Genomic DNA, 13,792 nt, shown 5'->3' with positions numbered 1-13,792 from the left:
GCCCAAAGAAGAAAACAAAGACGAAGCCAAAGCCACTAGACATCAAGCTGACGCTTGAGAACATCGGCCCCCTCCGAAAGGCCGAGATCGACCTGAAGCCGATGACCATCTTCATCGGCCCGAACAACTCGGGGAAGAGCTATGCCGCGATGATGTTCTACTCGCTGTTCAATTCGGACTGGCGAGCTGATCTTGGGTCCCGCAATTTCCAATGGTTCATGCAGCATCTCCCCTGCCGAGAAGAGCTCGGGAAGGTCCTTGACCGGGATGGATCCCTTCTGGAGAACAACACACCGAACGTGGGTAAGGAGAACATGAGAAAGGTTGCTCAAAGCGTTTTTGAGGGCCTATCACTTAATGCGTTCTTTGAAGAAATCACTGGTTGCTTTGGTGCAACGCTGGGAGAATTGAGAAGGAAACCTCGAAGAGGATTTACTGCCCGTATTGGATTCGGCTCTTCTACTATATCTCTCAAAGCTAACGAGAAGAACATAGAGGTCAGCGAGTTCCAGCCCGGGGACTATGAAATCGGAGACAGTTTCCCCATCACGCTACCGTTCTTCGGTCCAAGCCTGATGTCGGATAAGGTTCTGCGCCGAGAAGGCGAGCTTGCAGCATTGGCTCAGTCGATCGCATTGCACGCTTTGGAGCCGCTCTATTCCAAGGTGGTGCAGCGTTGCTTCTATCTTCCGGCGCCTCGCTGTGGCTTAATGCAGACCCACAGACCCTTCACAGAGGCGACTCTTCAACAAATGAACTACACCCCTTCCGGACGCGCGAGCTTATCAACTCTCACGAAGCCGATATCGGATTTCCTCAAGATCACAGGGACATTCCCGCGATTTGAACTTGGCCCATTAGTTGACCTAGAGCGTGCGATGACACTGGAGATGATTGATGGCTACGTCGGAGCTGAACGGTTCAACAATCAGCCTCGCCCGCATTTCTGGTATCAGTTACTTGATGAGCGGAAGATGGAGCTCTACAGAGCATCTTCGACGGTCTCGGAGCTGGCGCCTCTTCTCCTATACCTAAGATATTTAATTGCGCCCGGCGACGTCCTCATCATCGACGAGCCGGAGGCTCATCTGCATCCCGAGAATCAGCGGATACTCGCCAAATACTTGGTGAGGCTCGTCCGTGAAGGCGTCAACCTGATCATCACCACGCATAGCGACTACCTGTTCGGCCATATCAACAATTACATTCTATGGGGCAAGGTCAGAGAGAAGCGGCTCAAGGAGAAGTCGAGTGATCTGCCTGAGGATTATCTTAATCCCGAAGAGGTCGGCGCTTACCTATTCAAGCGAGATAAGAGGATCAAAACAGGTGTGGCCTATCGAACGGAAGCACTGCATTGCAGGGAGAAAATGACTGAGGATGGCCTGCCAGAAGAGATGTTCATTGAAGCAAATGACGATCTCTATGAAGACCTAAGTGATGCTCGCATCGCCCTGGCAAAAGAGTAGCTGGCCTTGGGTGCGCGATTCTCATTCGTCAATTGGATATGGAATAGCCAGTCTCATCTGACAAGGGAGGGTTGTCACGAGAAGGAATCAAAATGCACGTTGGTAATCGATGTTGACCATGATCACGTTGTATTAAACGGGAACATCCTGGCCCGGGACGACTACCCAGTGTGCGACTGTCTAATTTTCCTTGAGCGATCGGAACTCAGCGTGACTGTCGCTGAATGCAAAAGGAAAATCCGGGACGCGGGGCACGCGTTGAAGCAGTTGTCCAATGGTTGGGAGGAGGCCAAGAAGATACTTGCTGAATGTGACAGGCGCCCCAGGCGTCTCAAATGCTATGCCGTCATACTCACGAATCACTGGAATAGAAGCGCAGACCAGAAAAAGGCGCAAAAGGCAACCATACAAATGGGGGCGAAGCGCCGGGTTATGCTTGGGAAGTGTGGGGCCAGTTTGTCCGCGCTCGTTCCAGATCTATGAACACGCTCCCAATGAAGCTCTCTCACTCCTCCCCCATCAGCAGCATCAGCGCGAGCGCGTTCTTGGCGGCCTGGCCGAGGTGGCAGTTGTTGAACAGGACGAATATCTTGCGCGCGTTTCGGGACATGTGCTTGAGGCGCTCGGCCCAGTCGTTGAGCTCCTCGTCGCTGTAGGAGTAGTCGTATCGCAGCGCAGCTCCCTCCCACCAGTGCTCGGCGTTGCGCCCGTGGAGGCGCACGTAACCGATGCTGTCGGAGGTGGTAATGTCCTGCGGCGGCAGAAGGTTTTTTAACTTCGGCTCATCGACGCAGCAATAGACCAGCTGCTCTTGCCGGAACAAGTCGTAGGTCTCGTCGCGCAGCCAGCTTGAGTGCCTGAACTCAATTACGAGCGGAACTGGCGGGAGTCTGTCCCGCATCGTTCTGATGTAGTCGATATTCACGGGCGAGAATCGGAACGACCAGGGGAACTGCGACAACAGGGCAGAGAGCTGGCCGGCGTCGAGCAGCGGCGAGCCAAAGCGGCGTCAAGCCGCCGCACTCCAGAGCACCCATCGGGTGCAACAGCTGTCAATCTCATTTAGGGGACTCGCGGCGTAGGCTTTCGAGCAAGCGCGAGGCGAGCATCTCGCGGGTCAGGGCGGGCACGGAGAAGGCTGCTACTACGGCCTTCTTACCAGAGCCTTGATCAGACGCCTCGGCGAGAACAGGATGTTGACCGTCTGGTAGCAGGGGTGGAAGCAGGTGCAGCGGTTGGCGCGGATTGCGCTAACCTGCTTGCGGAAAGGCTCAGATGCGATCGTTGTGCGGTAATCGAGGTTGAAGTCGCGGATGTTTCCGACTGTTGGCAGGACCTCGCAAGATGCGACGTCTCCGCGCGGGTAGAGCACCAGCGTCATTCTGCCGGCGAGGCATTTTGTGATGCGCTCGCCCCTGACAAGCCTGGGCAGCATCGTGAAGTATTCGGTCTGCACGGCCTTGCTCACCCTGGCAAGATGGGGCGCGTGCTCGTTCAGCGCGCTGTAGCCTCTTGAGCGTCCAAGCACCCGGAACGAATCTTCAACGACGCTATCGACGTCATAGTGGGCGGGGAACTCCTGCCTCCAGTTGGAGAAGTGGCCCCGCTCGATGTCAATTATGTGAAGGTCTGTGTCCAGCCCACGAACGAACTCTATCACGTCCTTTATCTGTCCGACGTTGTCGTCCGAGACGACCGTCTCGACCTTGAGCGACAGCCGAGGCTCCTTCTCTCTCAATTCCTTCAGCGATTCGAGGACTGAGATGACCTTGTCGAAGGCGCCGGGGACGCCCCGCATATCGTCGTGCAGCTTGCCGATAGCGTCGAGGGAGAGGACGATCGAGATGCTCGATTGGGGGCAGGCCTTGAGCAGTTCGGGGGCCATATCAAGCACCTTCTGGTCAGCGATCGCGTTTGTCGGGACTGTAATGTGCTTGACGGCGTTGCGCCTCGCGAAGGCAGCCAGTATCTCGGGCAGATCATCGCGCAGAAAAGGCTCGCCACCTGAGACCATCAGCCACTCGAACCTCGGCATGCTCCGGCTGAAGCGCTCGACCTCAGCGAGCGAGAGCTCCTCATCGAGCCGCTGGTTCAGGTTATTCAGGTTGAAGCAGAACTTGCACCTTGCGTTGCACCTGAACGTAACGTGAAAGATCACCTGAAACAGGCGCCTCAGAGCATAAGTCCTAGCGTTCGAGAGAAGGCTAATAATCGCATTCCTTTCCAGCGCCGTAGCGTGCCGCTCAACCAGTCTCTCGTCAAGAAAGAACTTGGAGATGCTCCGGTCAATTGAACCCAGAGCACGAAATCTGTATATTCAGACGCATGAGAGGTGTAGTGAAGTTTTATGAATAAACTGCTCGGCAATGTTCTCGGCGGGCTGTTGAGTTTGTTTTCCCCGAACGCGGGGAAGCACAAAGAGTCGCCCGAGCGCGTCCTTATCGTCAAGACACATGCCATCGGCGACCTGCTAATGGTGACGCCGAGCATCGCTGCGCTTAGACGACTTTTCCCCGAGTCGCATCTTGCCGTTCTGACGGGCCGGTGGTCAGCCGATGTCCTTCGTGGCAACCCGGATGTGGATGAGGTCATCGAGTTTCCGGACGAGTTGCTCTTTCGCCACAGCGTTCTGGGCCTACTGCGACTCGCTCAAAAGGTTCGCGCGATGAGGTTTGATCTCGCGGCCATATTCCAATCGTCGGGAGCGGTTCAGGCGTTGATAGCACTTGCTGGCGTGCCAACACGCATCGGGTTCGACCTCAACGGCTCTGGTTTCTCGCTGACCACGAGATTGGCGTGGAGCCCTAACTCAGACCGGTTCATTGGCGACAATTATATGGATTTGCCGCGGGAGCTTGGCTTCGCTGATGCGCCGCCTGCAAGCGTTCTTGCTCTCTCCGAAGTTGAACGGCAGGCGGCCTTCAAGAGACATGTCGAACAGTATGCCAATCGAGGCAAGATGCTGATAGCAATCTGCCCAGGCGGAGGTAAAAACCCGCGGGATGAGGTGAACGCGAAGCGCTGGCCAGCGGACCGGTTTGCGCAGGTTGCGCTCAAGCTCGCCCAGAGGTTCAGGGCAAGGGTCCTCGTCTTGGGAGGGGCGGACGACGAGGCTGCGGTCAGTGCAGTAATGGACCGCATCCCCTTTAAGGGCATCAGGCCAGATCGCACCACGCTTAGGGAGCTTGCGTGCCTCATCTCGTTCTGCTCGCTTGTCGTTACGAACGATTCGGCGCCGGTGCATATCGCCGCGGCACTCAAAGTGCCCTGCGTTGCTGTCTATGGCCCCACCAACCCGCTCGCTGTCGGCCCTCCAGTCGATACACATTACGTTGTCAAGAGCGAAGTAGAATGCAGCCCTTGCTACTCGAACGAGAGGTTTCCGGGCTGCTGCGATAGCTCTGTCTGCATGAAGGACATTGCTGTCGAGGCGGTGCTGAATCAGGCGTTGAGCGCGCTTCAAGCAAGAAGATTGTGTTATGATGCAAAATAAGAGCGATAAGGTGAAAATGCTCACACTTCTGGCCATTAGCCTCGCCATATATGCTTTTCACAGCTCGTCGCTGATCGACTACGCCTACGACGACGCCTTCATCTCGTTCCGCTACGCCGAGAACCTCGCCAATGGACATGGGCTTGTCTATAACATCGGCGAGCGAGTGGAGGGCTACACCAATTTTTTGTGGACAGTAATGCTCGCGGGCGCCATCAAGCTTGGCGCAGACCCGCTTGTGCTTGCGAAGATTCTCGGTGTGGTCTTCGCACTTGCCACAATGTTTCTAATCATTCCATTCTCGGCACTTGCAACAGGCCGAACAGGTTGGCCGAGCGCTTTGCCGACTCTGTTTTTGGCGTGTTCGGGCCCGTTCGTTGCGTGGGCGCAGTGGGGCCTTGAGGGAGGCATGTTCACGTTTTTTACCACGCTGGGCCTCTTTCTGTTCCTCAAGGCGCTGACAGACGGCATAAGCTTCGCCTACTGCTCGCTGGCATTCGTGATAGCAGCGCTCACTCGGCCGGAGGGCATCATCTTCTTCGGTGTATCTTTCATCTACTATTTGCTGCTTGTCAGGCAAGCAAACAGGCTCAGGGCTGAGCGCAATGAGCAGGAAAGAGGCGCAAGCCCGAAGGCTGTGACCAAATCAAGTCCAGCCCGCCTCGCTGACCTCGCCAGCGCCGTCCGTCTCAACCTCTTCCCAATTCGCATCGCCCAGCTGGCGACGCCATTCGCTATCATCTATGGAATCTACTACGGCTGGCGCTTCTCCTACTATGGCTGCCCGTTCCCGAACACGTATTATGTCCGGATGGCTGGCACTCTCGGGGCATACCTCCAGCAGTGGGTCCGAGGCCTCAAATACATATCAGACTTCCTATGGAGCGGTGGCGGTGTGGTGGTCCTTGTCCTTGTGGCCCTCCTTTGGATCACGTTTCGCCCGGCGAGGCGCTCGCCGTTGAGTTTTCTGTCGATCTTCTGCGTGGTCCCAATAGTGTATTCGATGCACGTTGGGGGTGATTCGAAACATTTCCACAGGCTGCTCATGCCCTATCTGCCGCTTCTCTATGTCTTGGTCGCAGAATCGCTTTTGGGAGTGTTCCGCCTTGTTGTCCAAGTGAAGTCGAACCTGCGGATGAGGTCCGTGGGCAGGATGGTCTTCGTAGCGTTTGTGGCCGGGTTGATCTTGTACACGTATTATTTCCCGACGCTGCTCTTTTTTGCTGAGGGCAAGCCGACCTTTCCCACATGGAGCTTGCTGCGAGGCAGGACACCATCTTATGAGGCGGTCAAGGGCTATGAGTGGCAGAAGCGGTTGGTCGGCGAGTGGCTCCGAAAGCACGCTCCTAAGGGGACGACGATAGCCACCACGGTTGCCGGGGTTACGCCCTATTACTCGAAGCTCTACACCTACGACATGCTCGGCGTTACGAATGAGCATATCGCCCACACCGAGCCGCAGCCAAACCGAATCGTCTCAGTTGACGTGAAGGCCACGTTTCCCGACCGGCCACCCGGCCTGGTCAAGAACTTCCTGATAACCAGCCACCTGAAGAGCGACAACGAGTATATAATTCGCGAGAACCCCACCCTGGTCATCGAGGGTTACGATATTGCATTCAGAAAGGCTGGCTACAAGAGGTTCCGCATGCCGGCCGACGGGTTTGTTCAATACTATTTCGCCAAACGTCCGGTTCGATTCTTGCCGTAACTTGCAGGCGATCGTTTGCCGGGACGATGCTTCGGCTGGCGGCCACGGCTTCTCGCGTCAATGCCCTTGCGGGAATTTGCAGCCGCTGACAAGCCCATGAAATAAGAGCGGCGCCCAGAACCAGTCCAAGGCTAAATTGGAGGAACTTCTCCGGGCGGAGAGTTTGACACCTGGAATGGCAGTTTCTAATATCGAGCGATCAATGATCCAGATTAAAACTACTGAGAGTATTCGGTCTTGCGCAGCCAGAGTCGGTGGCAGTAGCGCCAAGAGGGTGCTTTGTGCGCTGTTCTGCGCTCTTTTGGCTGTAACTGCCACTCTCGCGTCGGCGAACATATCAGTCAGTGCATCTGCCGACAAGGATGAGGTCCGGCTTGGCGAGCAATTCGGGCTCGTGGTCAGTGTGACGCACGGTCCTGGCTACAAGGTGAGCGACCCGGAAGTTGGCAAGATGCTTGGCGATTTCGCCGTTGTGAGTAGGTCCAAGCAAGAGGGAAGAGGTCGTCCTGCAACGACCGAGTATGGTTACACGATCGCAGGTTTCAGGCTCAGTCGTGCCACGATTGCCACGGTGGCTGTCCGATACACCGACCCCGAAGGCCGGGCGGGGAGGCTTGAGACGAGCGCTATTGGCATGAAGATGGTGAGCACAGTGCCGCCCGGCGAGACGGAGACAAAGGACATCCGAGGCATGGTCGAGATCGAGCCTCGAATGTCGCTTTGGCTGAAGATTCTCATCGGTCTAGTGGCGGGCGCACTGGCAGGCGTGATCGCCTGGTGGCTGGTCAAGAGAAAGCGAAAGCGAGAGCTTCAGAGGCCTGTTCCAAAACCGCTGCCGGCCTCAGTTGTGGCGCTTGCTGAGCTCGATAAGCTGACCAAGAGCGACCTTCTGTTCCTCAAGAAACACAAGGAGTTCTACTTCATGCTCTCTGAGATACTCCGCCGTTTCCTTTCTGGAAGGCTCAGGTTCCCAGCGCAGGACATGACGACCAGCGAGATCGAGTTCGTGATGAGGGACGAGCCGATCTCATCAGAGTTCACGTCGGCGATTCTCGAGCTGTTGAACTTTTCGGACATGGTCAAGTTCGCAAAGCTTATACCTTCTGACCCAAAAAACGATGAGATCATTGAGAAGGCTAGGCGAGCGATTGAGCTTGGCCGGGAACCGCTGTTCGGGCTGGACGCGGAATCACTTCCGCAGCCCGAAGCTTCGGGACATGACTTTGAGGGCAAAGAGGCTAGCAGTGCACAGTAAGAAGCTTCGCGTCGCGTTCTTGTGGCACTTCCATCAACCGATATACAAGGATTTTCTCGCGGACGAATACGTTATGCCCTGGGTCAGGCTCCATGCCCTCAAAGATTACTACGATATGGGCGCAATCATGGCCAGTGTGGACGGCGCTAAGGCGACGTTCAACTTCGTGGGCTCCCTCCTTTTGCAGCTCAATGATTACGCCAACGACCGGGCCAATGACGTCTTTCTGCGACTCACCGCGAAGCCAGCCGACTCGCTTGACGAGACCGAGCGCCAGTTCCTGCTCGAGAACTTCTTCTCGATCAGCAACAAGATAATCGCCAGCTATGCCCGATATTCTGAACTCCTGACGAGGCGCAACGCCGCGCTGCGAGGACAACGCGCTGGCTCGGCCTTCGACAACAGCGATTTTTTGGACCTCCAGGTATTGTTCAATCTCGCCTGGAGCGGAAACACACTGAGGCGAGAAAGCCAGGTGGTGAAGGCCCTTGAGGATAAGGGCCGCGGGTTCACTGAAGATGAGAAGCTCGCTCTACTTGAGGCGCAGCAATCCTTTCTTTCGAGGGTCACGGCATTGTATTCCAAGCTTGTGTCAGATGGCTCGGCAGAGTTAGCCACAACGCCGTTTTTTCACCCAATACTCCCGCTTATCGCCAATGTAGAGAACGCTCGCGAGTGCATGCCCGGCGTCCCGCTCCCATCCAAATGGCGTGGCTCAATGCAGGATGCAGAAAGGCAGGTGCGTGATGCGGCCAAGCTGTTCGCCGCCCAGTTTGGCGTGCCGCTCAGCGGGATGTGGCCTGCTGAAGGCTCTGTGAGCCAAGATACCTGTGGGATATATACCGATCTCGGAATCAAGTGGATAGCCACAGACGAAGCGATTCTCTCAAGCTCGCTCGCTCACGGCAAGCTTCAACCTCTCGAGCGGAACAGGTCCCAGCTCTACGCGCCTCATTTCGTCGAGGCGAATGGGAGACCCCTCTCGGTGTTTTTCAGGGACCACGAGCTTTCTGACGCAATCGGTTTCGTCTATTCCAACTGGGAGGCCGATGCCGCTGTGAGTGATTTCCTCGGCAAACTGCGAGGCATCCGTAACCTGGTCAGTCGCAGCAAGGACAGCCGGTTTGACCGCACGCCGCCGATCATCTCGGTCATCCTTGACGGCGAGAACGCCTGGCAGCACTACGCTGACAACGGAGAGCCCTTCCTGCGCGAGCTTTATTCGCGCCTCGTTCAGACTGAGTGGGTCGAGCTCGTGCGATTCGGGGACTACGTAGAGGAATTCGGCCCAGGTGAGCAGCTATCTAGGCTGGCAGCGGGCTCTTGGATACGAGGCGACTTCAGCGTCTGGATCGGCCATCCTGAGGACAATCAGGCGTGGGACTACGTGGCCGCGGCGCGTGAGGCCCTTGTGAGGGCCCCTCCATCTGACGCTAAATCGAAAGAGCTCGCCTGGCAGTCGCTTCTTGCGGCCGAGGGGAGCGACTGGAACTGGTGGTACGGGGATGACCACAGCTGCGATAACATTCAGCAGTTTGATCGCCTCTTCCGCAAACACATCGCGAACGTCTTTAACCTTATTGGGCGGGAACCGCCTTTTGACTTGAGCGTCCCGATCAAGAAGTCCGGTCAGGTGTTGGCCGTTCAACAGCCAACTCAGCTCATCAGGCCCGTCATCGACGGGAAGAACACAACCTACTTCGAGTGGGTTGGAGCGGGCGTCTTCGAGCAGCAGTCGTCCGGACAAGGCGCAATGCATCAGGTCGCAACGCTCGCCAAGAAGCTGTATTTCGGTTTCGATCTTGAGAATCTCTTCATAAGAGTTGATTTCTCTCAGGATGCCACCAGCATCCTTGAGGGACGTTCTGGACAGGATATTGCCGTCTATGTTACATTACCCTCGCAGCGGAGAGCCAAGATCGTCGCGAAGCGTTGCGACCGCTCGTACTCGCTAAAGATGTTCTGGCAGAACGACGGAGGATGGAAGCAGGTGGACGCAAAGGGCGCAGTCGGCGTGGATCGAGTGTTCGAGATGGCGGTCCCGTTTGAAGCGCTGGGCTGTGTTGCGCACGACAACATCGCATTTGTCGTGAAGTTATCCCAAAGCGACCAAATAATTGAGAGTATTCCCGAAGGTTCCTCGATAGAGACAACAGTGCCCGGGCCAGAGTTCGAGCAAGAAGAATGGTGCGTATAGCGAACTTGATCGATGACTGAGCGGATCGTCGAAAACTCCGCTCGCATGACGCTCCTTCAGGTCTGCACCATCGTCGTCAACGCTGCTTTATACTTCATCCTCGCGAGATTGCTTACCTCGGCGGACTATGGCATCGCAAGCTGCACTGTCATTCCTCTCCTTATGGTGATAAGAACCGGCGCCTTCGGCGCGTTGGTACTAGGGACCTCCAAGATCATCGCTGCCAATCCCGACACCGTGTCATCCTGCATCTCGGTCTCGCGAAAGGCATACGTCATCGTCGGAACCGCCGGCGCTGCTCTCTTTCTTCTGTGCGGTGGAGCAATCTCTCACATCCTGAGGGACCCATCCCTCACCCCGTACTTCCGCCTCACCGCAATCGCCGTCCTCCCCATCGCCGGCTACGCGCTCCTCCACGCCACGCTCATCGGCCTAAAAGACTTCCGCTCCGACATGCTCATGGGGATACTGTTTCAAGTGGTCAAACTTGCACTGACAGTTCTACTTGTCCTTATCGGCATGAAGGTCTATGGGCTCATCTTTGGCTTCGCGATCGCCTGTATTATCTTGATGCTGGCCTTTCGCCGTAAGATGCCCTCTGCCAAGGGACCGAGCACGATAACGCTACTCAGCTACTTCTATACCACCAGTGGCATCTTCATTGCTTCCGGCGTCGCCATGGTCCAGCGATACGTCAACCTCTGGAACCTGAAACGAATCGTCTTCGATAACCAGACCGTCGCCTACTACTCCGTCGCCAGTCAGCTCGCATCGGTGCCAGCACTCATCTTCAGCGGCGCCGTGATTGCGCTTTGGCCCGCCATCTCAGGCCTCTCGAGCACTCCAGACCGCTCGATAGCGGCCGAGCACCTCCGAAAATCCCTCAAATACGTCATGATCGGGCTCCTACCAATCTCAGCCATCCTCGCCGCCCTTCCCGATTACGCCATCCGCATCGCCTTCGGCCAGCAGTACGCAAGAGGCGCAGCTGTCCTTCCGATCCTGGTCCTCAGCCTCATCTTGCTCGCACTGCAATCCTTGCTCATATCCGCCATGGTCGCCCTGGGCAAGGTAAAAACCATAACCTGCATACTCGCCACTGCCGCCATCGTGACTATCCTCGTCGGCAATACACTCATCCCAACCTTCGGCATCGAAGGCGCAGCCGCTACCGAGATCATTGGCTTCCTCATAAGCGCAACCGGCGCCGCTCTCGTCTCGACGCGAATCTTCGGCAATCTCGCCTCGTTCTCCGAGACCGCAAAGATCACCTCGCTAGCCCTCGTTGTCTTCCTTATCGTCCGTTCATTTGCATTCCTCGGGCACTGGGTTGCGCTCGTTATAGCGGCCGCGTTCGGCCTTTATTCCCTTGCCCTGATCACGCTCGGGATCATATCGACTGATGAGATTAGGCAGGTCCTATCGCGACTCAAGACACGCATCGCCCGAGACCAAACGGCGTAGCCTACGGCCACGGTGCCCACGGCACTCGGATAGCTACTTTTGCCGGCTGCCGCAGGGGTCGGCTCGCACGTTCCGAGCTAGCCTCGTTTCAGGCGTGCGGAGGCTCTCCGCCCGAAGCGACGCGTATGCGGCGACCCAGTGGCTGGGCACCCATAGCTTCTCTTACTGGCGAACGAACCGGTTGGCTCGCACCGAAACGGAGCTCGCCTCAAGTGCCGGCCGAAGCGCAGCTCGGCCCAGGCCATGGGAGCGGAGGCTCTCCGTCGCCGGCGGCGGCGTGCGCAATTCCGTGCGGCATGCGGCCCCGTCTTCCGCGGCCTGCTTTCGGGGGAATAGCACTGGCCTTCAGGCGAAAGGCGCTTGACATGACGGAGAACATGAGTAGTATGTGTATTAGTTGTGCGAATATGATTAACGGATATGACCTGTTAAGCCTCCATCCGGCGATACTGGCCAATGTCTAGGAGTTGCTTATAATAGGTTACACAGACAAGACGATTTGAGTCGGCCTGCGAGGCGCCTTGCGCGTCCAACCTCGCAGGCCCAAACCTCCCGTGCTCGTGCTCTATTCGTTCCGGTTGCGTGCTGAAAGGACGGCAAGAAACCCGTAGCTGTCATCGGCGCAGTCCATTTTGCTGCTCCTAAACACTTCAAACGGAGAAAGTCAGTAGAGATTTGGCCGCACAGTCCGAAATGAGAAAGGAGTTTTGATGCTGAGGACATATACTGCCATTTTGTTTGCGGTGACGGCACTAATGGTCTCTAGTTTTGCGACTGCGGGCTACCTTGAGCACTACACGGAAGAGGACGGTCTGGCTGATAACCGCGTTTCGTTTATCCGCATTGGGGAGTCAGGGGTCAAGTGGTTTGCCACATATAACTCCGGGGTCTGCCGCTTCGATGAGTGTTCCTGGGAAACGTATCCCGCTGGCAGGGTGCAGGACATGGCCCTCGATAACACGGGCCGCCCCTGGATCTGCTATATGTCTGGCATTTGCTATCTGGATCTGCATGCCGGACGGTTCTATTGTCTTGACTATCCGCTTCTTAGCGCTTACTCAGCGGTGACATGCAGCCCGGATGGCGCCCTTTGGACAGGAGGGTGGGTGGGGGAGCTAGAAGTGTGGAGAACATTCAATTTAGTGCAATGGAAGTGTTGGAAAGGTCTTCTCCCCGAGAAGTTCGCCATCGACGCCGACGGCAGGGTCTGGTTCGTCGGAGCCGCCGGCCCTGCTGGGGCCCCGCCGAACTACGGTGTTTGGCGTATCTCGGCGGATGGCGAGAGCTGGGACAGGATCGACGACAACGTCCGGCTACCGAGTGGCACTCGATATCGAAGCATATACGCATCTCAGACCGGCCGAGTGTGGGTAGAGGCGGCCGAGAGCCCCGCGGCCAAGTTTTATAGCGATGATTACGAGACCTGGGTTATGTTCGATGAATCTCCATTCGGTCTGTCAGCAGATTATTATGTGTGGATAGAATGCGCTAGTGAAGAGGGTATTTGGTTCAGGTCTGCGCACCCCGCTTACATAGAGGGTGCCTTCTACTATGACTACCAGGATTGGCGTTTCGTCAGAGTTGCTTGCTACGTGGGGCAAGGGCTAACGGGAATGGAGACGATACGAGTCGATAACAGGACCGGTGATGTTTGGTTCGGGACTTATAGCAACGGGGTGTATGTGATGCGGGGTGGGCCGGAGGCATGGCCGCCGGTGTGGATCGAGCTCGAGGCGCTGGTGAACCCATGTGCGGGGGCAGTTTCAGTGCAAGGCAGCGCGGAGTTTCAGATGGACCTGCGCCTCGACCTTTACGTCGCCCTGGAGCTGCCGGACAAAACGCTCTTGTTTGCGCCCAACTGGAGCGCCTCGATGGCGCCTCTAGTCCCGAACCTGGAGGTCCCCATAGGCCTGAACGTCAACGGCCTGCCTCTCGTCACACTGGAGGTTGCCGGGATCCCGGCGGGAACATACCGGTGGTTCGCGGCGTGCACCCACGCGGGTAGCATGGAGTTTGCGAGCAATATCGCGTCCTGCGAGTGGCAGTTCGCCAAATGAAAGGCGGAAGGATGAAGGATAAGGGATGAAGGCGGAAGGCGAAAGGCGAAAGGATGAAGTGGAAGCGAGCCACGAAGGGCCACCAAGCTGCGGCCAGAAGTGTTTTGATGACGGAGCCGGAAAAGCGAACTCGACAATAAACATGG

9 protein-coding genes are annotated in these 13,792 nt (G+C 56.6%); 7 read left to right on the top strand and 2 right to left on the bottom strand.

Going from position 1 to position 13,792, the window contains the following annotated elements:
* Window positions 1-1,469: AAA family ATPase (locus VM163_01690; GenBank protein ID HUT02588.1), on the top strand; the 1,469-nt coding region annotated here is incomplete at its 5' end.
* 505 nt (window positions 1,470-1,974) lie between these two features.
* On the opposite strand, the gene VM163_01685 is transcribed toward VM163_01690, so the two are convergent.
* Together VM163_01685 and VM163_01680 are read right to left on the bottom strand one after the other, a co-directional pair.
* Window positions 1,975-2,460 (bottom strand): DUF72 domain-containing protein, encoded by a 486-nt coding sequence (locus VM163_01685; GenBank protein ID HUT02587.1) that lies wholly within the window; start codon window positions 2,458-2,460, stop codon window positions 1,975-1,977.
* Window positions 2,461-2,613: 153 nt separating this feature from the next.
* Complete coding sequence (locus VM163_01680) at window positions 2,614-3,627, bottom strand: radical SAM protein (GenBank protein ID HUT02586.1); 1,014 nt, start codon at window positions 3,625-3,627, stop codon at window positions 2,614-2,616.
* Window positions 3,628-3,816: 189 nt separating this feature from the next.
* On the opposite strand from VM163_01680, the gene waaF reads away from it, so the two are divergent.
* The 6 genes from waaF (at window position 3,817) to VM163_01650 (ending at window position 13,646) form a co-directional block, all read left to right on the top strand.
* Window positions 3,817-4,962 carry a lipopolysaccharide heptosyltransferase II gene (waaF, locus tag VM163_01675; GenBank protein HUT02585.1) on the top strand — a complete coding sequence of 382 codons (1,146 nt, stop codon included), beginning with the start codon at window positions 3,817-3,819 and terminating at the stop codon, window positions 4,960-4,962.
* Entirely contained in the window at window positions 4,949-6,673 is a 1,725-nt protein-coding gene (locus VM163_01670; GenBank protein ID HUT02584.1) for a hypothetical protein, read from the top strand. The genes waaF and VM163_01670 overlap by 14 nt, the downstream gene beginning before the upstream one ends.
* Before the next feature lie 202 nt (window positions 6,674-6,875).
* On the top strand, window positions 6,876-7,928 hold the full coding sequence (locus tag VM163_01665) for a hypothetical protein (protein HUT02583.1): 1,053 nt from the start codon (window positions 6,876-6,878) through the stop codon (window positions 7,926-7,928).
* Complete coding sequence (locus tag VM163_01660; GenBank protein HUT02582.1) at window positions 7,918-10,125, top strand: glycoside hydrolase family 57 protein; 2,208 nt, start codon at window positions 7,918-7,920, stop codon at window positions 10,123-10,125. The genes VM163_01665 and VM163_01660 overlap by 11 nt, the downstream gene beginning before the upstream one ends.
* Before the next feature lie 12 nt (window positions 10,126-10,137).
* Window positions 10,138-11,589: an oligosaccharide flippase family protein gene (locus VM163_01655; protein ID HUT02581.1), complete on the top strand. Its 1,452-nt coding sequence runs from the start codon at window positions 10,138-10,140 to the stop codon at window positions 11,587-11,589.
* A 710-nt stretch (window positions 11,590-12,299) separates the two neighbouring features.
* On the top strand, window positions 12,300-13,646 hold the full coding sequence (locus tag VM163_01650; GenBank protein HUT02580.1) for a hypothetical protein: 1,347 nt from the start codon (window positions 12,300-12,302) through the stop codon (window positions 13,644-13,646).
* Window positions 13,647-13,792 lie beyond the last annotated feature (146 nt).

The organism is bacterium (genome assembly GCA_035527515.1).
GTDB lineage: Bacteria > B130-G9 > B130-G9 > B130-G9 > B130-G9 > B130-G9.
This window is presented reverse-complemented; position numbering and strand designations above follow the sequence as displayed.

Bases quoted from the DNA above. Each gene is read 5' to 3' on its own strand.
- waaF (HUT02585.1), top strand. From the start codon at position 3,817: ATGAATAAACTGCTCGGCAATGTTCTCGGCGGGCTGTTGAGTTTGTTT.
- VM163_01670 (HUT02584.1), top strand. From the start codon at position 4,949: ATGATGCAAAATAAGAGCGATAAGGTGAAAATGCTCACACTTCTGGCC.
- VM163_01665 (HUT02583.1), top strand. From the start codon at position 6,876: ATGATCCAGATTAAAACTACTGAGAGTATTCGGTCTTGCGCAGCCAGA.
- VM163_01655 (HUT02581.1), top strand. From the start codon at position 10,138: ATGACTGAGCGGATCGTCGAAAACTCCGCTCGCATGACGCTCCTTCAG.
- VM163_01650 (HUT02580.1), top strand. From the start codon at position 12,300: ATGCTGAGGACATATACTGCCATTTTGTTTGCGGTGACGGCACTAATG.